The sequence below is a fragment of the Flagellimonas sp. genome (genome assembly GCF_965601775.1).
In the GTDB taxonomy this organism is placed as follows: domain Bacteria; phylum Bacteroidota; class Bacteroidia; order Flavobacteriales; family Flavobacteriaceae; genus Flagellimonas.
Map to the genome: position 1 here is coordinate 1,138,852 of NZ_OZ271837.1, position 21,527 is coordinate 1,160,378.

The window sequence follows — 21,527 nt, forward strand, 5'->3', positions numbered from 1 at the left end:
CAAGAGTAGAACTTGGGTGTACATAGAAGTGAAAAGCGCGCCAAAAAGAATTAATAACAGTTAAATCAATTTAAAATGAAAAAAGCGATTTTTATTATCTCAACATTAGCATTATTCCTATTTGTACAGCAAACCACAGCTCAAAAGTCAAAAGATATTGTGGACATAGCAGCTTCTGTGGATGACTTTTCCACTTTGGTAACTGCAGTTAAAGCGGCCGATTTGGTAGGAGCCCTTAAAGGTGAAGGACCTTTTACCGTTTTTGCGCCGGTAAACTCTGGTTTTGCCAAAATAGATTCAAAAACTCTTAACTCTCTCTTGGAGCCAGCCAACAAGGAAAAGCTATCTGCTATTTTGACCTATCATGTGGTCTCAGGTAATCTTATGGCCACCGATGTTGTAAACGCCCTTAAAAAGGGGAAAGGCAAAGTTGAATTGACCACTTTGAACGGAGGGAAATTAACTGCTATGAATAGAAACGGAGGAATTTATTTGAAAGATGCCAATGGGAATTATAGCAAGATAGCCAAAACAGACGTAGTTGCATCAAATGGTGTGATTCATGTAATTGAGGATGTAGTGATGCCCAACTAAGTGTTTTTTGTTTTGATGAAGAGCACCGCTTCTGCGGTGCTTTTTTTATATGTTCACAAATTCGAAACCCGCCAAGGGATGGTTTGTAAGGTCCAAATCTGTTTCATTAAGAAGTACACCGTGCTCAACATATGCCTTTAGGTTAGCCAACCAAAATGTCCAGCCATTACTACATCCATAATGCACTTTTAGTTTGCTTTCGTCATCCGTGGGAATATTGTACTGTCTTAAAGTTACTAAAACCCCTCTTTTATGGTTTTCAAGGGTAATGGATACTACACTACCTTCAAAAGTGAAAACAAGTATGTCCTTCCCATTTGCTTCCAACACCTCTCCCATGGCCAGGATATCCCAGTTGTGCCAATCCCAAATATATTTGTCTCCTTTTTGAATTTTCTCCAAAGGTTCTCGTTTGCTTCCATCGGTGCTGGAGTATTCTGCTTTTCTTAGAAACCATGAAGATATCCCCTCGGAAGTGGCCCAATATTCATATAGCTTTTCCAGTGGAGCCTTGATATATATCTTCTTCGTAAATTCGTCAAAGGCCAGTTTTTTCATCTTTTTCTATTTAACTCAATGTTATATAGCTCCCTTCCCAATTGTGCTAAAAATGGAATGCCTATTTCATCATATTCGTAGGCGTCATCATTAAAAATACCATCATTATTAACTAGGATTGTCGCGGTGACCATAAATTCTATGTTGTTTTTAATATCATGAATGTAGGCACAATCTGTTAGCGTGCCATAGGCGTACCCTACTTTGTTGTAAATCTTTATATACTCTGGCATGGGCTGGGTGTTATCTCCAAACATCAAAAATTTCACATAACTGTCATAATATTCCGTTTTGTCATATCCCAATTCTCCTGGTAGTGTATGCATTGCTTCCCTAAGGTATTTCGACTGTAATTCACTTAAATTGAAACGCTCTTCCTCAGGGAAAGCTTCTGGAAAGATAATCCGCTTAAGCACATTATGCTGACTAGAAACCGGATAATAGTTTTTCAAAGCGAAATCAAAGGGCTCTTCATACAGCGAATCGGAGGCATAAAAGCCCTTCCCTTTCTTTATCGCAGACAAAGCAAGTGGGGTAGGCGGTGTATTGATAATGGGTTTACTGCTTGCTGTGGTGGTATCGTTTAGGTAAATCAATAATGGTTTGGTAACCAAGTCATCTGCATTTGATGTAGATAGGCGATGGGCCACCCGAATTTCTCCAACTCCTTTGTCCATTATCCTCTGATTCAAGTTGTCTTGCCCCAAAAATTCCACTAGTCGATTGTTGGCTACGTTATCTGAAACGGCAAAAATTTCGGAAATGGCCTTTGAAAAAGTAGTCTCGATGGAATCCCCTTCCACATAGAATTTGGTTTCCATAGTCAAGGAGTCAATCTCATTGATTTTTTCCAATGCAGCTATAGCTGCTGGAAACTTAACCGTACTTGCTGGATAGAAATAATGATTTTCATCTACCTGAAAATCGAAATCGGTAAAAACAACCTCATCTCCTTTTCGGTCAATCTGTGTGTATCTGATTTGGACCTCGTATTGGTCCAAACTATCCATGACTTTTTTTATTTTAAGGTTTTCAGAAGATAGTGCCTTTTCCAGCGGATTTTGCATCGTAGAATTATTACAGGAAATCAGAAGTATGCATACAGCCAAGGTGGAACAAATCTTTTGAATGGGGCTATTCTTTGTACTAAACATCTTCTTCATAAATTTCTCCTCTATTGGGTCGCAACATATCCCGAATATCCTTCATTTCAAATTCGGCTACAACCAAATAGGCTATACTGTGCATATCAGAAAAGTGTTGAAATCCTGTGATGTCATATTTTAGTTCTTCCAGTACCACAAATTCGGCCAAGTGTTTCTGATAGTGTTCTGCCGTTCTTTCCGCTGCAGGACCTCTAAAATCCCAAATCAACTTGATTTTTTTGTCTAAAACTTTTTGCATGACGTTTTGGTGGTAAGGATGGTATTTTCTCTTTTTACAAGAAGGTTGAAGCTATAAATAGTAAGATAGAGGGTTGGTTTTATACGAATGTACTAAAATATTGGAATTGAATACGCTGCAAATTCTGTTAATCAAAATACAACCCATTTGTGCAGAAGGGCGTAATTCTTATTTTTGCCAAATGCTTTGCCTCCAAAGAATAAAAACCTATTTAGTATGCCTTCTTGTCCTAGCGCTACTGAGCTCTTGTGACGGTCTTTTCAAGAAGGACGAAGAGAAGGAACCCTTGGCCAGGGTAGGAGATGTTTTTCTTTATAAGGAAGATGTGGCTGCGTTATTGGATGATTCAATTTCAGAACAGGACAGTGCCATTTTTGTTACTGACTACATAAACAATTGGGCCTCCAAACAATTATTGCTTTCCAAATCAAAGATTAATCTCCCAGAGGAAAAGTTGTCGGAGTTTGATAGATTGGTAGACGATTACAAATCGGATTTATACACCCGAGCGTATGTTGAAGCGCTGGTTTTTAATGCTCAGGATACTTCAATTTCCAGAAATCAACTGATGAGCTATTATGAAAAGGAAAAGGAGAATTTTAAGTTGAGTGAAAAATTGGTTCAACTGAGGTTTGTCGAAATTCCAACGCAATTTTTGGATAGGGAGGGTGTAAAACAACGAATGGCTGACTGGTCAGCGTCGGATAAGGAATATTTGGACTCTATTGCAGTACAATTCAATAAAATTCATTTTAATGATTCAGTTTGGGTCAGTGCTTCTCGGGTAATGGAGGAGATACCCCCAATTACTTCGTTCAACGAAGAGGAGTACTTAAAAAAATCACAATTTTTTGAATTGCAGGATTCCTTAGAGGTATATTTGGGAAAGGTGACGGATGTTTTGGAAGTCAATGATATAGCTCCTTACGAGTACATCCTGCCGGAAATTCGGCAACTGATTATCAACCGAAGAAGATTGGATTACGTAAAAAAATTGAAAACAGAAATTATTGACGAAGCTATCCAGAAAAAAGAATTTGAGGTATATGAAACGAATTAATGTATTCTTGTTGTTGATGTTTTTGAGTGCAATCACCGCGGTGAGCGCTCAAGAAGAAGATGTAGCCCTTTCCGCAAAAACGGATTCTGTTACCCCACCGACCCAAAGATTTAAGCTAGACGGTATTTCTGCGGTGGTTGGGGATTATGTGATTTTGGAATCAGATATAGAAAAAACACTTATCGACTTAAAAAGCCAAGGTGCTCCTATTGAGGATTTTAGTCGATGCAGCCTTCTTGGGAAATTGATGGAGGACCGACTTTACGCCCATCAAGCCGTACAGGATAGTTTATTGGTATCGGATGAGCAGGTAAATGCCCAAAGTGATAGACAAATACAACAATTGGTGGCCCAGGTGGGTTCTATGGAGAAGGTTCTAAAGTTTTACAAAAAGCCCGATATTGAAAGTTTCAGAAAAGAACTTTTCGAAATCAACAAACTAGGTATGCTTTCGGAAAAAATGCAGAGCAAAATTGTTGAGGGGGTTGAAGTTACCCCTGAGGAAGTCCGTCAATTTTTTAGCAAGATACCAGAAGATGAGCGCCCTATTTTTGGAGCAGAACTGGAAATAGCGCAAATCGTAAAACAGCCCACCGCTCCTGAAGAGGAAAAACAAAAGGTGGTTAATAGACTGAAGCAGATTAAACAAGATGTTGAAGAAAACGATGCCAGTTTCAACGTTAAGGCTATTTTATATTCACAAGACCCAGGTTCCAAGTCCAAAGGGGGATTCTATAGCATGACCCGAGAAACACCCTTCGTCAAGGAATTCAAGGATGTTGCCTTTAGCCTGCAAGAGGGGGAGATTTCAGAACCATTTGAGACAATATTTGGATATCATATTATTTACATTGAAAAGATAAGAGGGCAAGAACTGGACCTTCGTCATATTTTGATTGCTCCGGAAATCCCACAAAGTGCTATGGATGCCGCTGTGAAGGAATTGGACAGTATTAGACAGCATATTTTGGATGGGAAATACACCTTTGCAGATGCTGCCCTTAATTTTTCAGATGAAAAAGAGACAAAGTTTGATGGGGGTCTCCTTCGTAATCCCATTAATTTTGATTCCAAGTTTGAGTTAACCAAAATGGACCCCAAGCTGTACAATCAGGTTAGAAACTTAAAGGACAATGAAATTTCCAGACCAATCAAGGAGGACGACGATAGGGGAGGTGCACCAAAGTTCAAAATAATGCAGATTACCAATCGCTATGACGAGCACAAGGCGGATTTTGCCAAAGATTACCTTAAAATTCAGGAATTGGCATTGCGGGAGAAGCAATTCAAGTCTATTAAGAAGTGGATGAATGAGCATATTGAAAACACCTATATCCATGTAGATGAGGATAGTAGGGGTTGCGATTTTGCAAACAACTGGGTAAAGGAGTAATTGTATGTCAGACGTTACCGCGGTTGAAAACCTCGTACAAAAACATCAAGACCTTAAAGATGAGATTGCCAAAGTCATTGTCGGACAGGAAAAGGTAATCGAACAAATTCTACTTTCAATTTATACGGGTGGGCATTCCCTTTTGATTGGTGTGCCCGGCTTGGCCAAAACCCTGATGGTAAATACTATCGCAAAAACCCTAGGGCTTGATTTTAAACGAATCCAGTTTACACCTGATTTGATGCCCAGTGATATTTTAGGGAGTGAAGTATTGGACCAAAATCGCAATTTTAAATTTGTCAAAGGCCCCATCTTCGCCAATATTATTTTGGCAGATGAAATCAATAGAACACCGCCAAAAACACAAGCTGCCCTTTTAGAGGCGATGCAGGAAAGAGCGGTTACCATAGCAGGTCATCAATTCAAACTGGATTTACCCTATTTTGTTCTTGCAACTCAAAACCCGATAGAGCAAGAAGGTACTTACCCACTTCCAGAAGCGCAATTGGACCGGTTCATGTTTGCTATTGAACTGAAATATCCATCCGTTGAGGAAGAAATCCAAGTAGTAAAATCCACCACAAATGATGAGGAAGTTGAAGTAAAAACCCTTTTTAATGCTGAAGAGATTATTGAGGTTCAACATTTGGTGCGTAGAATTCCAGTTCCAGACAACGTCATTGACTATGCAGTACGATTGGTGAATAAAACTAGACCGGGCATCAATGGAGCTACCGACTTTGTAAACAATTTTATTGATTGGGGTGCAGGACCCAGAGCTTCACAAAATTTGGTTTTAGCTGCTAAAGCTCATGCGGCCATACATGGGAAGTTCTCCCCAGATATTGAAGATGTTCGAGCTGTGGCCTATGGAATACTAAGGCACCGTATTCTAAAAAACTACAAAGCCGAAGCCGAAGGTATTTCCGAAGAAAGAATTATCTCAGAATTGTTATAGTAATTGTAAGGATATCCCCTTATTTAGTACTATTCTAATTCCTAAATCCTTGGTATTTTACTAAATTTACGGAATTACAAAATCCTTAAAAACCCAATTCCATAATGGCATTCGACATTGAGATGATAAAGGGCATTTACGCGGTCATGGGAGAGCGTATTGAGAAAGCCCGAGAACTTGAAGGCAGACCCCTAACTTTAGCTGAAAAAATATTGTATTCCCATCTTTGGGAGGGCACACCAACCCAAACGTTCCAACGTGGAAAAGACTATGTGGATTTTGCACCGGATAGGGTAGCCTGTCAAGATGCTACAGCTCAAATGGCATTGTTGCAGTTCATGCATGCGGGTAAGCCTAAAGTTGCGGTTCCTACCACGGTTCATTGTGATCACCTTATTCAGGCCAAGGTTGGTGCAGATGCCGATTTAAAAAGAGCAAATGAAACCAGTAATGAGGTTTTTGACTTTTTGGAGTCCGTTTCCAATAAGTATGGGATTGGCTTTTGGAAACCTGGAGCGGGAATTATTCACCAAGTAGTATTGGAGAATTATGCATTTCCTGGTGGAATGATGATTGGAACCGATTCGCATACCGTGAATGCAGGAGGATTGGGAATGGTTGCCATAGGTGTTGGAGGAGCCGATGCAGTAGATGTAATGGCCGGAATGGCTTGGGAACTTAAGTTTCCAAAACTAATAGGTGTTAAGTTAACCGGAACACTTTCGGGTTGGACAGCGCCCAAGGATGTCATTCTTAAGGTTGCTGATATTCTTACCGTAAAGGGTGGAACGGGAGCTATCATTGAATATTTTGGCGAAGGAGCTACATCCATGTCATGTACTGGAAAAGGAACCATTTGTAATATGGGTGCAGAAGTAGGGGCGACCACTTCCACTTTTGGATATGACGAATCTATGGACCGCTACCTTAGGGCTACGGATAGGGCAGATGTTGCAGATGCAGCTTTAGCCGTTAAAGAACATTTGACTGCTGATGCCGGGGTTTATGAAAATCCAGAAAAGTATTTTGACCAAGTCATTGAAATAGATTTAAATACCTTAGAACCTCATTTAAATGGTCCTTTCACTCCGGATTTGGCTACCCCAATTTCCAAAATGAGTGAAGCCGCCAAAACCAATGATTGGCCTTTGAACGTTGAGGTGGGATTAATAGGTTCTTGTACCAACTCCTCATATGAGGATATTTCCCGTGCCGCTTCTCTTGCCAAACAGGTTGCGGACAAAAATTTGAAGACCAAATCCAAGTTTACCATTACGCCAGGTTCAGAGCAAGTTCGCTACACAATTGAGAGAGATGGGTTTATCGATACGTTTAATAATATCGGCGCTACGGTTTTCGCCAATGCATGCGGACCCTGTATTGGTATGTGGGACCGTTATGGCGATAAGGCCGCAGATGGACCTCGAAATACCATAGTGCATTCGTTCAACAGAAATTTCGCAAAAAGGGCGGATGGTAATCCAAATACCTTGGCCTTCGTAGGGTCACCGGAATTGGTAACAGCTATTGCCATTTCAGGAAGGTTGGACTTTAATCCAGTTACGGATAAGCTTATTAATGAAGATGGTGATGAAGTCATGTTGGACGAACCAAGAGGGTATGAACTTCCACCTGAAGGTTTTGCAGTTGAGGATGCAGGATTTATTGCTCCCGAAGAAGATGGTAGTGGGGTACAGGTTGTTGTATCGCCAACATCGGAACGTTTACAGTTGTTAGAACCGTTTGTTCCTATTGCTCCAGAAAGTCTTCAAGGCGTAAAACTATTGATTAAGGCTTTTGGAAAATGTACCACAGACCATATTTCTATGGCTGGACCTTGGTTGCGTTACCGAGGACATTTGGATAATATTGCGAACAACACCTTGATTGGTGCGGTAAATGCCTATAACAAACAGACCAATTTTGTAAAAAATCAATTGACGAGTGAGTACGGAGCGGTACCAGACACCCAACGTGCCTATAAAAAAGAAGGAATAAGAAGTATTGTAGTAGGTGACCATAATTATGGGGAAGGTTCTTCCCGTGAGCATGCTGCTATGCAGCCTAGACATTTGGGTGTAGCTGCCGTTTTGGTTAAGTCTTTTGCCAGAATTCACGAGACGAATTTGAAGAAACAAGGAATGTTGGCACTAACCTTTGCCAATGAAAACGATTATGATTTAATTCAGGAGGATGATACCTTTAATTTCTTGGATATCGCAGAATTTGCCCCAGGGAAGCCATTGACATTGGAAGTAGTCCATGCAGATGGTTCTAAGGATACGATTATGGCGAACCACACGTATAACGCTTCACAAATAGAGTGGTTCCATGAAGGTTCTGCACTAAATATGATTAAGAAACAGAATGCTTAATTTACAGCTGTGAATAAATGAAGAACTCCTGTTATGTCAATATCAGGAGTTCTTTGATTTTTGACCAAAACCCTATCGATGAAAATCAGTAAGAAGACCGTTCTTAATATTGCAATTATCCTTTTTATCCTTTCCTTTTTTGTTACGCCATTAGGGCATTATGGAAAAATCTTTTTAAATCGACTATTTTCTTTTTCTCCTCCGGTAATTGAAGCTTCAAAGAGGGAAAAAATAACGGATTACGACTGGAAGTTAAAGGATGCGGAATGGAACTTCTTCAACTTTGAAAAGTCAAAAGGACGTGTAATTTTTATCAATCTTTGGGCTTCATGGAAACTGCCTTCGGAAGCTGAATTGGCCAGTATCCAAAAAATGTATGACAGGTATAAAGGAAAGATGGATTTCTATATCATCACTAATGAAAATAGACCTCCAGTCGAAGAATTTATGGAAAAACAAGGATTTACTTTCCCTGTGACCTATTTGATTATAGGCGAAAAGATGCCCATCGATTCAAGTGAAGTACCCTCTTCCTATTTGATTGATAAATCAGGAAATATTGTGATTTATAAAAAGAAAATAGCAGATTGGAATACATCCAAAGTGTACACCTTATTGGATAGTCTCGTATCAGAATGAAAATGAAACTGTCCAAGGAACAGATAGGCAACCTCATTTGGATATTGGCCATTGTGCTGATTTTATTTACTCCAATTGGTTTCCATGCAAGGGTTTTGGCCGGTAGAATTTTTGCTTTTGATGCAGATATTGTTCAGAAAGAAGAACGAAAAGAGCTCGATAATTACAACTGGTCTTTAGTGGGAATTGATGGATATGCAACAAACTTCAAATCCTATCAGAATAGGGTAACCGTGGTGAACCTTTGGGCTACATGGTGTCCTCCCTGTGTTGCTGAAATGCCCAGTTTTGTGAATTTGTACGAGGACTACGGGGATAAAGTAGATTTCTTTTTTGTGGCTAATGACAAAAAGGAGAAGGTAGTAGCTTTTTTGGAGAAAAAAGGATATGCACTTCCAGTTTATTTTGAGACATCAAAAACACCAGAGTTACTGAGTTCAAAAAGTATTCCTGCCACCTTCATATTGAACAAAGCTGGTGAAATTGTTGTTGAAGAGCACGGTGTGGCAGATTGGGATTCCAAAAGTACTCGCGAATTGTTGGACACGCTTTTATCCGAGTAGTCATGTCTCAGATTACCACCATAACACTATTTAGATATAAAGGTTTTTGGAATAAAGTTTGGGCTTTCGGCATGATGCAGTTTGCCCATAGAAGACTCGGAGATGTCAAAGGCTTACAGTTTTATAAGCTTTGGGGAAGTGGGAAAGAGAACTTTGACCCCAGACCTGACTGGAGTGTTTATGCATTGCTTCAAATTTGGAATACTGAACAGGATGCCGAGTTGTTTTTTCAAACCTCGAACCTCATTTCCAGTTATCAGAAGTGCACAACAGAGAATTGGACCTTATACTTGAAAAACATCATCAGTCGTGGGGAATGGTCAGGGAGCAATCCCTTTCAGAAAAGCGGTACACTAGACGCTTCAAACCCGCGAATTGTGGCTATAACCCGAGCGACCATAAAAACCAGACTGCTACTCACTTTTTGGAGGTATGTCCCAAAATCCCAAGGTTATTTGAACAATAATCCAGGTCTAATTTACACCAAGGGATTTGGTGAAGTTCCCATAAAGCAAATGGCCACTTTTAGTGTTTGGAAGGATAAAAAGTATTTGGACAAGTTTGCCTATCAGAATAAACCCCATGTAGGAGCCATACAGAACACGCGAAGCTTAAAATGGTATAAGGAAGAATTGTTTTCTAGATTTCAACCATATCGCTCGATTGGAACTTGGGGAGGAGATAACCCGTTACCACAACTAAACAGGGACTAGAATAAAGTATCCGAAGAAGGTTAGCTGGGCAAAATACAAATGCCAAGAAATAGTCCTCTCTCCTGTAAACTTGAATCTTAATATAATCCATTGCATCAGCAATCCTAAAATGAACCAAGTCACGTAATTTTGTAAGGGAGGATGACCCACAAATTCCCAAAAATCGAAGTTAGGAGCGTTTTGCTCCATGAAAAAATCCAAAATAACCATCAGTCCAGCAGCCAAAATGCCTTTACCCCATACAGGTATTTTCATATTCGATAGCATAGCGGAGGTAATGCAGGCTAGCAAAGCCCAAAAGCAACCTATTAGCCAAGGGACTCCATCCAATTTAGGACCAAAGTTATTACCATAAATGTAATCACCGAAGAGTAAACCATAGTTGACTCCGAGCCATTCTGCGAACATCCCCATGACAAAAAACAAAAGAAATAGAGATGCTCTTTTTAATGTATTGATTGGGAAAACCAAAATGAAGAGCAGAAGACATACGGTCAGGTTCAGTGGAGTTTTGGTTAAAAACCAGTCCTTAAAACCCAAGGTAATTCCGATAATCCCAGAAAGATGGAATAACCAAATAATCCCTATAGCGATGGTCACCCTATGTGCTTTTATGAACTTCATGGCACTAAGTCACTTACAATTTTGGCAGATAAAAGACAAAGAGGAATCCCGCCTCCAGGATGAACGGAACCGCCGCAGAAATACAAACCTTTAATGTTATTGCTAAAGTTGGGATGCCTTAAAAAGGCGGCAAATTTTGAGTTGCTGGCGGCTCCATATAAAGCGCCTTTGTATGAACTTGTGCTGGTTTCGATACCAACCGGGTCCAAAACGAATTCTGAAACGATGGATTTCTCAATATCGGTATGGAGGCATCTATTGATTTTTTGGATAATGTTCTTTCTACTTTCCTGTTTGAGTTTATTCCAATTTTGGCCATGATTTCCGGGGGCATTTATCATAACAAACCAGTTTTCTTGACCTTTAGGTGCATCAGTGGGTTCTTCCTTGCTGGTTATGTTAATGTAAACTGTGGGGTCGTCATGCAGACTTTTTTTCTCAAAGATGTTTTTGAATTCGGTTTCATAATCTTCACTGAACAGAATATTGTGTAAATCCAACTCAGGAGAAGTTTTGGAAATACCCCAATAAAAAATCAAGGCTGAGCTAGAGCGCTCTTGCTTTAGCGTCTTTTCCGGTTGTTTTTCGTTCTTCAATAATTTTCTAAAAGTGGGATAGATATCCATATTGGAGACTACGCAATCAGAAGAATATTCGTTTTCTTGGGTACGAACACCATGGGCTTCTCCTTGGGTTACCAAGATTTCTTTGATTTCTTCCCCGAATTTGAAGTTGACTCCAATCTCTTGTGCCAATTGGAACAAGGATAGGGTAATCTGATGCATGCCTCCTTTTGGAAAAAAGGTGCCAAAACCCATTTCCAAATGGGGTATCATGGACATAATACCTGGTGTCAAATAGGGAGATGAACCGTTGTAGGTGGCATATCGATTAAATAATTGAACCAACTTTTGGTTGGAAAAAGCTTTTTGATTGGTTTGGTGCAAGCTTGAGTTGACTCCCAATCGCCCTAATTGTATAATGGCTTTTAGTGTTTTTTTGGAAAAATAGGTGCTGGTCTTATGCAAGGATTTCTCCAAAAAAAGGGGGGCAGTTAAGTCATACTTTTTTTTACCATTGACCAAATAGCTTGCTATACTTTCCTCTGATTCCCCAAAGCATTGGGAGGCTTCTTGTACAAAACCCTTTTCATCTGCATTTGCAGAAAACTGTGTTCCGTCTTCCCAGAAATAATTACAGATTACATCCTTACGCTTGTAGTTGAAATAATCCCTTGGATTCTTGTTGTGAAGCTGAAATAATTCGTCCACAAAATGCGGCATCGTAAAGAGCGAAGGGCCTAAATCAAATCGAAAACCATCAACCGTTTTTGCATGTAGCTTGCCTCCTGGATGGTGATTGGCTTCAAAGACATCTACATCATATTTTTTGGCCCTGAGTCTAATCGCAGTCGCCAAACCGCCGATACCAGCGCCAATCACAATGGCTTTGGGCATTATTTTTTAAAATATTTGAAGGGAACAAATAACATTCCAAAGCATTCTCCATCCTCTTTGCCCAAATGCTTATGGTGTATTTTATGAGCTCTTCGCACACCCCGGGCGTACCAATTGTTTGCATTTCGGAACATTTTGAAGCGTTGGTGGATAAAAATGTCGTGTACCACAAAATACGTAATACCATAAGCCAATATGCCAAGCCCTAAGGGCCAACCATACCAAAAACTGGTATTATCCGCAACTATTATAAACGACATGCTCACCACAGCATAAAAAATGAAAAAGGCATCATTACGCTCAAACCAAGAGTCATGGTCTTTTCTATGGTGGTCACGGTGAAGACTCCATAAAAAACCATGCATGACATACTTATGGGTAAACCAGGCCATAAATTCCATAAAACAAAAGGTTCCCAAAAAAATAAGAATCCAAAGGGCAATTTTCATCTAAACGAGCTGTAGTTTGTAATTGACATAGGACTGTGCCAAAAGTCCGAATTTTTGATAATTTGGAACGCGAATTCGGGTATTTTTTATTTCCAACGGAGGAGTCCCTTGAAGCTTTTTAAGCAATTTATAATAGTACTTGTAAGCGGTGTACACCCCAAATTTTGCCTCAGCAGGAAGTCGGACAATACCAGAATAGCCAAGAGCAAAATCCGCTTTAATTTCATCCACAATTCTTCGTTTGGAAGCCTCATCCAACTCCATAAGGTTGGTATTTGGGAAATATGTGCGTTCCAATTGCTCAAAATCTGCTTTCAAATCTCTTAGAAAGTTAACTTTTTGAAAAGCAGAACCTAGAGCCATAGCTGACTCTTTTAAATTTTCGTACTTTTCTTTGTCTCCTTTTACAAAAACGCATAGGCACATCAATCCAACTACATCGGCAGAACCGTAAATGTATTCCTTATATTCTGCATGTGTAGTGTATTTTTTCTTGGAAAGGTCCATCCGCATACTCTTCATAAAAGCGTCTACCAAATGTTTTGGAATGTCATACGTATGATACGTGTGCTGAAAGGAATTTAGGATAGGATTGAGGCTGATTCTGTTTTTCAGGGCATCTTCCAAAGCCTGTTCAAACTTTTCAAAAAGCTCTACTTTGTTATAGTCGTGAAAGGTATCCACAATTTCATCCGCAAAACGTACGAAACCATAAATATTATAAATATCCGACCGAATGGAATTATCCAACATTTTGGTAGCTAGGGCAAAAGAGGTGCTGTAGGATTGGGTCACAATCTTACTACAGGTGTACGATACATCGTCAAAAATAGTTTTCATGGCGTTAAACGGTTTTTAGAATGAGGTCGGATACAAGTTTTCCGGATATCAAGGATGGAGGGACTCCAGGGCCTGGAACGGTCAGCTGTCCTGTAAAATACAAATTTTTTACTTTGTTGCTTTTCAGGTTAGGTCTCAAAAATGCAGTCTGCCTCAACGTATTGGCCATGCCATAGGCGTTGCCTTTGTATGAGTTGTACTGCTCAATAAAATCATTGACACAAAAACTCTCTTTAAAAAGAATATGGTCTTTAACGTCTTGCCCGGTACGTTTTTCAAATCGGTCTAGAATAATATCAAAATACTGTTCCCTTAACTCAGAGGTATCCTCCAATCCTGGAGCGATAGGAATCAAAAAGAAACCCGCTTCGCGGTCTTTGGGTGCCATAGTACTGTCAGTAACTGAAGGGAAGTTTACGTAGAAAAGAGGTTCACTGGGCCATTTGGGTTCATCGTAGATTTCTTCCGCATGACGCTCAAAATTGGTGTCAAAGAACAGGTTGTGATGCTCGATGTTTTCCAATTTTTTAGTGAAGCCCACATAGAACAGTAGGGAAGAGGGCGCGTAGGTCCTGTTTTCCCAATATGATTCTGAATATTGCCTGTATTTATCTTCCAAAAGCGTTTCGGAATGGTGGTAATCCGCTCCACTGATTACGTAGTCTGCCTCGTGCAAAGCTTCCGAAGTTTTAATACCAGTGACCTCGCCATTCTCTACAACTATCTGTTTCACAGCGTTTTGCATATGAAACGAGACCCCCAGTTCTTCCGCCAATGCCTTCATGGCCTTAATGATTTCATACATGCCACCCTTAGGATGCCAAGTGCCCAAACCGAAATCAGCAAAGTTCATGAAACTGTAAAAGGAAGGAGTTTTATTGGGTTTCGCACCCAAAAAAAGTACTGGAAATTCAAGCGTTGAAATAAGTTTTGGGTTTTTAAACTTTTTTCGGACTTCCTGACTTATACTTTTGAAGAATTGGTCCACTCGGAGTACGGTTTCTTTGGTTACCAATTCGATGGGTGAAAGACCTGGTCTCAATACTACCTTGTTAATGGCTATGTCGTAATTTTTTTGAGCCTTTCCAATAAATTGTCTGAGGTGATTACTGCTGCCTGCTTCTATACGTTCAAACTCCTCACAGATTTTATCCATGCAATCCCCAATGGTAATAACATCGTCTTGAAAAAAGATTTTGTAGGCTGGGTCCAGTTTATCAAGTTGATAGTAGTCGGAAGTCTTCTTTCCAAAATCAGCGAAAAACTTATCAAAAATATCAGGCATCCAATACCAACTGGGACCAATATCAAAGGTGAAGCCGTCCTTAATCAGCTGTCTTGCCCTACCTCCTACGGTTTCGTTTTTCTCGAAAACGTGAACCTCATATCCAGCCTTGGCGAGATAGCAAGAAGCGGATAAGGATGAAAAACCAGAACCTATGATAGCAATCTTTTTCATTTAGGACAACTTATAAGATTGAAATCAAATGTTCTATGGAATTAAAGGTCTGTACCGAAGTTGGCAATTTATTTTCCGTGATATATTGGATCTGATGCCCCAAAACCCAAAGTTTTGAACTGCCTGAAAGATTTAGTCTTTTGGAAAACTTATCAAAATAGGCATCAAGTTCATCTTTGGTTGGGGATACAGTAAAGTAGGAGACAAAGTGGATATTGTCATAGTACTTTAAAAGATCTACCAAACTCTCTATGGGCATGGTTTGACCAAGATAAATGGATTTATACCCTCTTAGGGTAATCTCATAGTTCAAATAGAGTAATCCAATCTCGTGAATTTCATTTTCCGGCAAGAAAAGCGCAAAAACCTTATCCTTTTTAATCGGTTCTACCAACTGTAGTTTTTCCGTGTTAATGTAAATTTTTTGTTTAATTAAATGGGTGATAAAATGTTCATGCGACGGACTTATCGTGTCCGTTTGCCACAATAATCCCAATTCATTTAATAAAGGGATAAAAACCTCATTGAAAATATCCCGGAATGATCTTTCGGAAAGTAAACTACTGTAGGTATTCAGAAAAAGAGTCTGGTCAAAATTGATCATCGCCAATTTAAAGGCATTTATCGCATGGTTTTTTTCACTATTATTGGCAACTATCTCCCTGACAATGATTGGAATATGCGACTCATCCAGCTTTGCTATCTTGGAGATTTTGTAGCCATTGTTGTAGAGAAGGGTAACATTTAAAAGCTTCTGAAGACTCTGAAGACTATAATATCTAATATTGGTACTCGTCCGTTCTGGAGTGAAAAGGTTATACCGTTTTTCCCAAATTCGTATAGTATGGGCTTTGATTCCGGATAGGTTTTCCATATCTCGGATGCTGAAAGACTTCTTTACATTGTTCATCCTTTTCAATATAAACGTTAAACAAAGTTACGATTTATCTTTGCTTGACCTAATATGAAGTCTTAAAATTTGGTTATTCTTTGGAGTTTTGTTGAAAGTGTTGAAAAAAAGGCAAAAAAAAACCGCAAATACTGCGGTTTTGTGCCCACGACTGGAGTCGAACCAGCACGTCCGTAAGGACACTACCCCCTCAAGGTAGCGTGTCTACCAATTCCACCACGTGGGCTCATCGACTTGAAGGTAAACAAAAAAAGTTAAGCAAGAGCTTAACTTTTTGTGACCTGACTGGGGCTCGAACCCAGGACCCTCTCCTTAAAAGGGAGATGCTCTACCAACTGAGCTATCAGGTCAAAATGCTTATAAAATTCCTTTAAGCGGGTGCAAATATAAGCGCTATAATTTATTTGACAAGTCTAAATAATGATAAATTTGTGATTTTGTTGGTAACAGTTCTTGAAGTCAATTATGAAAGTAGTTCTTGTAGGTTATATGGCAAGCGGTAAATCTGTTATAGGACAATCCCTTGCCAAAAGTTTGGATTTGGATTTCGTGGATTTGGATGGATATATCGAGAATCAAATGGGAAAGACCATTCCTGAGATTTTTTCAGAAAAAGGTGAAATTTTCTTTAGGAAAAAGGAATATGAATATCTACAGGAATTACTTCAAAACAAAACTCCGATGGTACTTTCCACAGGCGGCGGGACGCCCTGCTATGGAAACAATATGCAGGCTATTCTGGATACAAGCGATCTTTCCGTTTATCTGCAACTGTCCATTCCAATTTTGGTAGAGCGAATTAAATTGGAAAAGGATTCGAGACCTTTGGTCCAAAATATCGATGATGCCGACTTACCAGAATTTATCGGTAAACATTTGTTTGAAAGAAGGTCTTATTATGCTAGGGCAAAAGAAACTATTATCTGTGATGGAAAAAGTGTTGGAGAAATAACGAATGAGATTAAAAATTTCTTACTCTAAATACACTGCAAAGTTCTTTGATTCGAAAGTAACATGCACATGCTCATGCAATGAAGTAGAGAGGGAAATTCCTTTATAGTCGGCCTTGACTGGAAATTTTTTATGATTTCTGTTGACAAGAACCGCAGTTTTTAGTTGTTTGATTGGCGTTTTTAGGAAATGATGAACACCGTAAATAAGTGTGGTGCCCGAGTTAAGCACATCATCAATCAATACTATTGACTTATTCTTATAAACTTCCTCACTAATTGATGTGCTGACTCCGCTTTCCAAGGGATTCTCCTTATCCATTCTGACTTTACACAAGGAGATTTCGGCATCTGTTATTTTTTTGAGAAGCGCAGCAATCTTGTTGGCTAGATTGAGACCTCCTCCTTCAATACCTGCAACTATAATTTCCTTTTCGTCCACATTGGCTTCATAGATTTGATATGCAATCCTTTTGATTTTATGTTGAATCTGTTTGTGGGTCAAAATGCGATTTTCCATGTTGTCAAAGTTGAATTTAAAATTAAGAAAGTTCTTGGTCTGAATCTTCTAGATAATCGTCAATATCCCTCCTATCTTTTTTGGTAGGGCGGCCCAACCCTTTCTTTCGATAATAATCTTTGGCAAACCTTAAAAGCTCATTGTGTTCAAAAGCTTCTTTTGGTGTGGTGTCTTTTCTATAAACATCCACGAGTTTGGCCCCAACCCTACTTTCTGGGATATCCAGTATGGTAAAGAGGTAGTCAATCTGATTTTTACGAACAACGACCTGATCCATGGGAAAAACTTCCCTTGAGGGTTTAATAATATCCCCATTGACGCGAACCTGACCTTTTTTGACGGCTTCGGTAGCGATGCTTCTAGTTTTGTAATATCGGATGCACCAAAGAAATTTATCAATTCGCATAGAGGCTCAAATCTTTGTTAAGGCCTTAATCAAAAATAATGGAAAATTGTATCTTGCGTCGCTAAAAAGGAATTGATGCGGAAAAGAATTTTAGTATTTTCATTGTTTGCCACCTTGTTTTTCTCCTGTAGCGATGATGATGGACCTAATTTGGAAGCTGTACCTCCTCGATTGCTAGCCGAGGTCGCTCCTGAAAATGATGAGGAAATTCAAGAGTTTTTACAAACCCACTTCTACAATTACGAGGAATTTACTTCCCCACCAGCTGGTTTTGATTTTAAAATAGTTATCGATACGATTGCAGGTGATAATGCAGATAAGAGGCCTCTTTCCGAATTTGTTGACAATGTAGACATTACAGTGTCCTCTTTTGAGCACGGACTTGAAGTGGAGGAGAATGATATCCCCCATAGACTTTATTATCTGTCAGCCCGACCGACAAACGATGAGGTTGCCAGTCTTAAAGCTGCTGGCACTTGTCCAGAATGTTTTCCAACCGTTGCTGATTCTGTTTTTGTCCGCTGGGAAGGTAAATTACTGGATGGCAGCGTGTTTGACGGTGCCGCTAATCCGGTTTGGTTTGACTTAGCCAGGTTACAGGACCTTACCCAAGGATTTAGGGGTTTCACGGAAGGTATGCCCTTTATACAAAGAGGTGAAAATATTGTAGAGAATGGTGATGGTACTGTAACCGTCGAAAATTTTGGCGTTGGGGTTATTATTTTTCCTTCAGGCTTGGGGTCGTTCAATGCTTTAAGCGCATCGATACCTCAATACAGTCCGCTTATTTTTACAGTTGATTTATTTACCTTGAACAATACCGATCATGATGGTGATGGAATTCCTTCGATAGAAGAGGATTTGGATGGTGATGGCTATCTGTATAATGATAACACAGATTCAGATTCCGAGTTTCCACCTTTGGCTAATTTTCAAGATGGGGATGATGATGGTGACGGGATTTCAACTCGAGAAGAAATTACTGATGAAGATGGGAATATTATTAGACCTTTTCCAGACTCAGATAATGATGGGGTTCCGGATTATTTGGACCCAGATACAAACTAAAAAAGCCCGCTTTAAGCGGGCTTTTCCTTTTACATATTGATTTTACCTCCTATTTCCTTGACTAAGTTTATAGGAAAAACTAAATATCACTTGTGCAGGTCGAGAATCTACCCGTCCCTGGATATCTGCAATATTATCAGAAACAAACTGGGCTTCATTCTCAGAGAAACCACGTTCATAACGGACGTCCAGTCCGATTCTTCCCAGATTGACTCCGGCACCGATGTTTAATCCAACGGTAAAGTCATTTTCTACATCTTCAATATTTACCCCATCCAAATCATTGCTTAAGGTATATTGAAAGGCAGGTCCTGCAAAAATATGCAAGGGCCCAATGATTTTATAACCCAACAATACAGGTAAATCCAGTTTGGATACAGAATAATCCGTAGAGGAACCGTCCAAATCGTAGGTGCTTTGTGTACGAGTAAAAACTAACTCAGGTCGTATATAAAGTTTTGGAAAATCCAGTTTGCCCCAAAAGCCTACGTGGAATCCAGCCCGACCATCGGCACCTTCAACAATATTTTGACCCGCATCTCCAATGGAACTGATTAAATCTCCATTTTCGTTGTAGCTAATACCGGCTTTTATCCCAAATCCAGTCCCTGATTGTGCAAAAGTAAATGTGCTAGCCATGAGCATGGCCGCCATAAAAAGTGTTTTTTTCATAAGTGTTTCGTTTTGATAGGTTAAAACGAAACAAAAATGTTGCCAAGATTTACTTTCGTTTTAACACCTTAAGAACGGCTGCTTCAATGGCTTTATTGTTCAATCCATATTTTTCCATCAACTGTTCTGGAGTTCCACTTTCGCCAAAAGTATCTTTGGTGGCGACGAACTCTTGTGGAGCAGGGTGATGGGTGGCAAGTACCCTAGAAACGCTTTCGCCTAGACCTCCTAAATAATTGTGCTCTTCAGCGGTAACCACGCATCCAGTCTTTTTTACAGACTTTAGAATCGCTTCATCATCCAAAGGTTTAATCGTGTGAATATTGATTACTTCCGCAGAAATGCCCTGATTTTCCAAATTTTCCGCAGCGATAAGGGATTGCCAAACCAAATGCCCAGTAGCAATAATAGTTACATCAGTTCCCTCATTGAGCATAAGCGCTTTTCCTATCTCAAAATTTTGGTCCACGGGGGTAAAATTGGCGACTTTCGGTCTTCCAAAACGCAAATATACCGGTCCTTGGTGTTCCGCAATGGCAATGGTAGCCGCTTTGGTTTGGTTAAAGTCACAAGGATTAATTACAGTCATTCCCGGAAGCATTTTCATCATGCCAATATCTTCCAAAATTTGGTGGGTTGCCCCATCCTCTCCCAGGGTAAGTCCAGCGTGGGAGGCACAGATTTTTACATTTTTTCCAGAGTATGCGATAGATTGTCGGATTTGGTCATAGACCCTTCCCGTCGCAAAGTTTGCAAATGTGGAAGCGAAAGGTATTTTTCCTCCTATGGTTAGTCCAGCGGCAATACCCATCATATTGGCTTCCGCAATACCTACTTGAAAAAAGCGTTCTGGACTTTCTTTAATAAAGGTGTCTATTTTTAGGGAACCCACTAAATCTGCGCACAACGCTACCACATTGGGATTGGTACGCCCCAATTCGGTCATTCCTGCTCCATAACCACTGCGAGTATCCTGTTTTCCTTGGTCTGTATATTTTGTCATTTTGAATTTCCTTAGTGTTAGTAATCCCCTAGTGTTTCCGGATTTTGAGATAATGCGGTCTGCAATTGTTCATCGCTGGGCGCCTTTCCGTGCCATGCATGGGTATGCATCATAAAATCAACTCCATTGCCCATTTCTGTAGTCATCACAATACAGACCGGTTTGCCCTTGCCTGTTCTTGATTTGGCCTCATTCAGACCATTAATTACCTGTTCAAGGTCATTGCCATTCTCAATTTCCAATACGTCCCAACCAAACACCCTGAATTTTTCGGCAACATCACCCAGAGGAAGCACATCTTCAGTTGCTCCGTCAATCTGCTGCCCGTTTCTATCCACAGTGGAAATTAAATTATCCACCTTGTTGCCAGCAGCGTACATTATAGCTTCCCAATTTTGACCTTCTTGTAATTCTCCATCCCCATGTAAGCTGAAAACCAAGTGGTCGTCACCGTTTAATTTTTTCGCCAGAGCCGCTCCTATCGCCACAGACATACCTTGTCCCAAAGACCCAGAGGCGACTCGTACACCTGGTAGACCCTCATGGGTTGTGGGATGTCCCTGTAGTCTAGAGTCAATCAACCGGAAGGTATTTAACTCTTCCAAAGGAAAGTATCCTCTTCGGGATAATACACTATAAAAAACGGGAGAGATGTGTCCATTGGACAAAAAGAAGATATCTTCTCCTTTTCCGTCCATATCAAATCCATCTTTTAACTCCATGATTTCATTGTAAAGGGCAACAAAAAATTCGGTACAACCCAGTGAACCTCCTGGGTGTCCAGAATTTACCTTGTGCACCATTCGAAGGATGTCCCGTCTTACTTGGGTCACCAGTTGATTTAATTCGTCGTAGTTGGGCATGGTTTATTTTTTAACTTTTCCAAATGTAACCGCTATCTATGGGGTAAGC

At 39.9% G+C, this 21,527-nt stretch carries 24 protein-coding genes and 2 tRNA genes; 10 read left to right on the forward strand and 16 right to left on the reverse strand.

Translation table 11 applies throughout. The features are described 5' to 3' along the window. The first annotated feature begins 75 nt into the window (after nucleotides 1-75). On the forward strand, nucleotides 76-594 hold the full coding sequence (locus tag ACSLUF_RS05395) for a fasciclin domain-containing protein (RefSeq protein ID WP_435625099.1): 519 nt from the start codon (nucleotides 76-78) through the stop codon (nucleotides 592-594). A gap of 45 nt (nucleotides 595-639) precedes the next feature. Here the strand turns inward: ACSLUF_RS05395 and ACSLUF_RS05400 are convergent, their stop codons facing one another. The 3 genes from ACSLUF_RS05400 to ACSLUF_RS05410 form a co-directional block, all read right to left on the reverse strand. Next, nucleotides 640-1,152: an SRPBCC family protein gene (locus ACSLUF_RS05400; RefSeq protein WP_435625100.1), complete on the reverse strand. Its 513-nt coding sequence runs from the start codon at nucleotides 1,150-1,152 to the stop codon at nucleotides 640-642. Then, nucleotides 1,149-2,219, reverse strand: coding sequence for a serine hydrolase (locus ACSLUF_RS05405; protein WP_435625101.1), 1,071 nt, complete (start codon nucleotides 2,217-2,219; stop codon nucleotides 1,149-1,151). The genes ACSLUF_RS05400 and ACSLUF_RS05405 overlap by 4 nt, the downstream gene beginning before the upstream one ends. A gap of 79 nt (nucleotides 2,220-2,298) precedes the next feature. Continuing rightward, nucleotides 2,299-2,556 carry a hypothetical protein gene (locus ACSLUF_RS05410; RefSeq protein WP_435625102.1) on the reverse strand — a complete coding sequence of 86 codons (258 nt, stop codon included), beginning with the start codon at nucleotides 2,554-2,556 and terminating at the stop codon, nucleotides 2,299-2,301. A gap of 181 nt (nucleotides 2,557-2,737) precedes the next feature. Between ACSLUF_RS05410 and ACSLUF_RS05415 the strand changes: the two genes are divergently transcribed. The 7 genes from ACSLUF_RS05415 (at nucleotide 2,738) to ACSLUF_RS05445 (ending at nucleotide 10,257) form a co-directional block, all read left to right on the forward strand. Beyond that, the gene (locus ACSLUF_RS05415) at nucleotides 2,738-3,616 is read left to right on the forward strand and encodes a peptidyl-prolyl cis-trans isomerase (RefSeq protein ID WP_435625103.1); all 879 of its coding nucleotides are present in this window, start codon (nucleotides 2,738-2,740) and stop codon (nucleotides 3,614-3,616) included. Continuing rightward, on the forward strand, nucleotides 3,603-5,009 hold the full coding sequence (locus ACSLUF_RS05420) for a peptidylprolyl isomerase (protein WP_435625104.1): 1,407 nt from the start codon (nucleotides 3,603-3,605) through the stop codon (nucleotides 5,007-5,009). Before ACSLUF_RS05415 ends, ACSLUF_RS05420 begins: the two co-directional genes overlap by 14 nt. A 4-nt stretch (nucleotides 5,010-5,013) precedes the next feature. Continuing rightward, nucleotides 5,014-5,967: an AAA family ATPase gene (locus ACSLUF_RS05425; protein ID WP_435625105.1), complete on the forward strand. Its 954-nt coding sequence runs from the start codon at nucleotides 5,014-5,016 to the stop codon at nucleotides 5,965-5,967. Between the two features lie 104 nt (nucleotides 5,968-6,071). Further along, nucleotides 6,072-8,342, forward strand: a complete 2,271-nt coding sequence (locus tag ACSLUF_RS05430) for an aconitate hydratase (RefSeq protein ID WP_435625106.1) — start codon at nucleotides 6,072-6,074, stop codon at nucleotides 8,340-8,342. Between the two features lie 78 nt (nucleotides 8,343-8,420). Further along, complete coding sequence (locus ACSLUF_RS05435) at nucleotides 8,421-8,981, forward strand: TlpA family protein disulfide reductase (protein ID WP_435625107.1); 561 nt, start codon at nucleotides 8,421-8,423, stop codon at nucleotides 8,979-8,981. 2 nt (nucleotides 8,982-8,983) lie between these two features. Then, nucleotides 8,984-9,544 carry a TlpA family protein disulfide reductase gene (locus tag ACSLUF_RS05440; RefSeq protein ID WP_435625108.1) on the forward strand — a complete coding sequence of 187 codons (561 nt, stop codon included), beginning with the start codon at nucleotides 8,984-8,986 and terminating at the stop codon, nucleotides 9,542-9,544. A 2-nt stretch (nucleotides 9,545-9,546) separates the two neighbouring features. Continuing rightward, nucleotides 9,547-10,257, forward strand: a complete 711-nt coding sequence (locus ACSLUF_RS05445) for a DUF3291 domain-containing protein (RefSeq protein WP_435625109.1) — start codon at nucleotides 9,547-9,549, stop codon at nucleotides 10,255-10,257. On the opposite strand, the gene ACSLUF_RS05450 is transcribed toward ACSLUF_RS05445, so the two are convergent. The 8 genes from ACSLUF_RS05450 to ACSLUF_RS05485 form a co-directional block, all read right to left on the reverse strand. Beyond that, nucleotides 10,243-10,881 (reverse strand): carotenoid biosynthesis protein, encoded by a 639-nt coding sequence (locus ACSLUF_RS05450; RefSeq protein ID WP_435625110.1) that lies wholly within the window; start codon nucleotides 10,879-10,881, stop codon nucleotides 10,243-10,245. The two genes, ACSLUF_RS05445 and ACSLUF_RS05450, sit on opposite strands and share 15 nt — an antisense overlap. Continuing rightward, complete coding sequence (crtD, locus tag ACSLUF_RS05455; RefSeq protein WP_435625111.1) at nucleotides 10,878-12,338, reverse strand: 1-hydroxycarotenoid 3,4-desaturase CrtD; 1,461 nt, start codon at nucleotides 12,336-12,338, stop codon at nucleotides 10,878-10,880. Before crtD ends, ACSLUF_RS05450 begins: the two co-directional genes overlap by 4 nt. After that, nucleotides 12,338-12,787, reverse strand: a complete 450-nt coding sequence (locus ACSLUF_RS05460) for a beta-carotene hydroxylase (protein ID WP_435625112.1) — start codon at nucleotides 12,785-12,787, stop codon at nucleotides 12,338-12,340. The genes crtD and ACSLUF_RS05460 overlap by 1 nt, the downstream gene beginning before the upstream one ends. After that, the gene (locus ACSLUF_RS05465; RefSeq protein ID WP_435625113.1) at nucleotides 12,788-13,627 is read right to left on the reverse strand and encodes a phytoene/squalene synthase family protein; all 840 of its coding nucleotides are present in this window, start codon (nucleotides 13,625-13,627) and stop codon (nucleotides 12,788-12,790) included. It abuts the gene before it with no gap. Between the two features lie 4 nt (nucleotides 13,628-13,631). Then, complete coding sequence (locus ACSLUF_RS05470) at nucleotides 13,632-15,086, reverse strand: phytoene desaturase family protein (RefSeq protein WP_435625114.1); 1,455 nt, start codon at nucleotides 15,084-15,086, stop codon at nucleotides 13,632-13,634. A 10-nt stretch (nucleotides 15,087-15,096) separates the two neighbouring features. After that, nucleotides 15,097-15,996 carry a MerR family transcriptional regulator gene (locus tag ACSLUF_RS05475; RefSeq protein ID WP_435625115.1) on the reverse strand — a complete coding sequence of 300 codons (900 nt, stop codon included), beginning with the start codon at nucleotides 15,994-15,996 and terminating at the stop codon, nucleotides 15,097-15,099. A gap of 142 nt (nucleotides 15,997-16,138) precedes the next feature. Continuing rightward, nucleotides 16,139-16,222: transfer RNA gene (locus ACSLUF_RS05480), tRNA-Leu, on the reverse strand. 51 nt (nucleotides 16,223-16,273) lie between these two features. Further along, nucleotides 16,274-16,346, reverse strand: a tRNA-Lys gene (locus tag ACSLUF_RS05485). Nucleotides 16,347-16,461: 115 nt separating this feature from the next. Here ACSLUF_RS05485 and ACSLUF_RS05490 point away from each other — a divergent pair. Further along, complete coding sequence (locus tag ACSLUF_RS05490) at nucleotides 16,462-16,977, forward strand: shikimate kinase (protein ID WP_435625116.1); 516 nt, start codon at nucleotides 16,462-16,464, stop codon at nucleotides 16,975-16,977. Here ACSLUF_RS05490 and ACSLUF_RS05495 read toward each other — a convergent pair. Next, nucleotides 16,969-17,466: a phosphoribosyltransferase family protein gene (locus tag ACSLUF_RS05495; protein ID WP_435625117.1), complete on the reverse strand. Its 498-nt coding sequence runs from the start codon at nucleotides 17,464-17,466 to the stop codon at nucleotides 16,969-16,971. The genes ACSLUF_RS05490 and ACSLUF_RS05495 overlap by 9 nt on opposite strands. Nucleotides 17,467-17,488: 22 nt before the next feature. Beyond that, nucleotides 17,489-17,872: an RNA-binding S4 domain-containing protein gene (locus ACSLUF_RS05500; RefSeq protein ID WP_435625118.1), complete on the reverse strand. Its 384-nt coding sequence runs from the start codon at nucleotides 17,870-17,872 to the stop codon at nucleotides 17,489-17,491. Nucleotides 17,873-17,947: 75 nt separating this feature from the next. Between ACSLUF_RS05500 and ACSLUF_RS05505 the strand changes: the two genes are divergently transcribed. Next, nucleotides 17,948-18,940 carry an FKBP-type peptidyl-prolyl cis-trans isomerase gene (locus tag ACSLUF_RS05505; protein ID WP_435625119.1) on the forward strand — a complete coding sequence of 331 codons (993 nt, stop codon included), beginning with the start codon at nucleotides 17,948-17,950 and terminating at the stop codon, nucleotides 18,938-18,940. 42 nt (nucleotides 18,941-18,982) lie between these two features. Here the strand turns inward: ACSLUF_RS05505 and ACSLUF_RS05510 are convergent, their stop codons facing one another. The 3 genes from ACSLUF_RS05510 to ACSLUF_RS05520 are packed head-to-tail and all read right to left on the reverse strand — an operon-like array spanning nucleotide 18,983 to nucleotide 21,478. Then, entirely contained in the window at nucleotides 18,983-19,612 is a 630-nt protein-coding gene (locus tag ACSLUF_RS05510) for an outer membrane beta-barrel protein (protein ID WP_435625120.1), read from the reverse strand. Between the two features lie 49 nt (nucleotides 19,613-19,661). Next, nucleotides 19,662-20,615, reverse strand: coding sequence for a transketolase family protein (locus ACSLUF_RS05515; RefSeq protein WP_435625121.1), 954 nt, complete (start codon nucleotides 20,613-20,615; stop codon nucleotides 19,662-19,664). Nucleotides 20,616-20,632: 17 nt separating this feature from the next. Continuing rightward, complete coding sequence (locus tag ACSLUF_RS05520; RefSeq protein ID WP_435625122.1) at nucleotides 20,633-21,478, reverse strand: transketolase; 846 nt, start codon at nucleotides 21,476-21,478, stop codon at nucleotides 20,633-20,635. Nucleotides 21,479-21,527 lie beyond the last annotated feature (49 nt).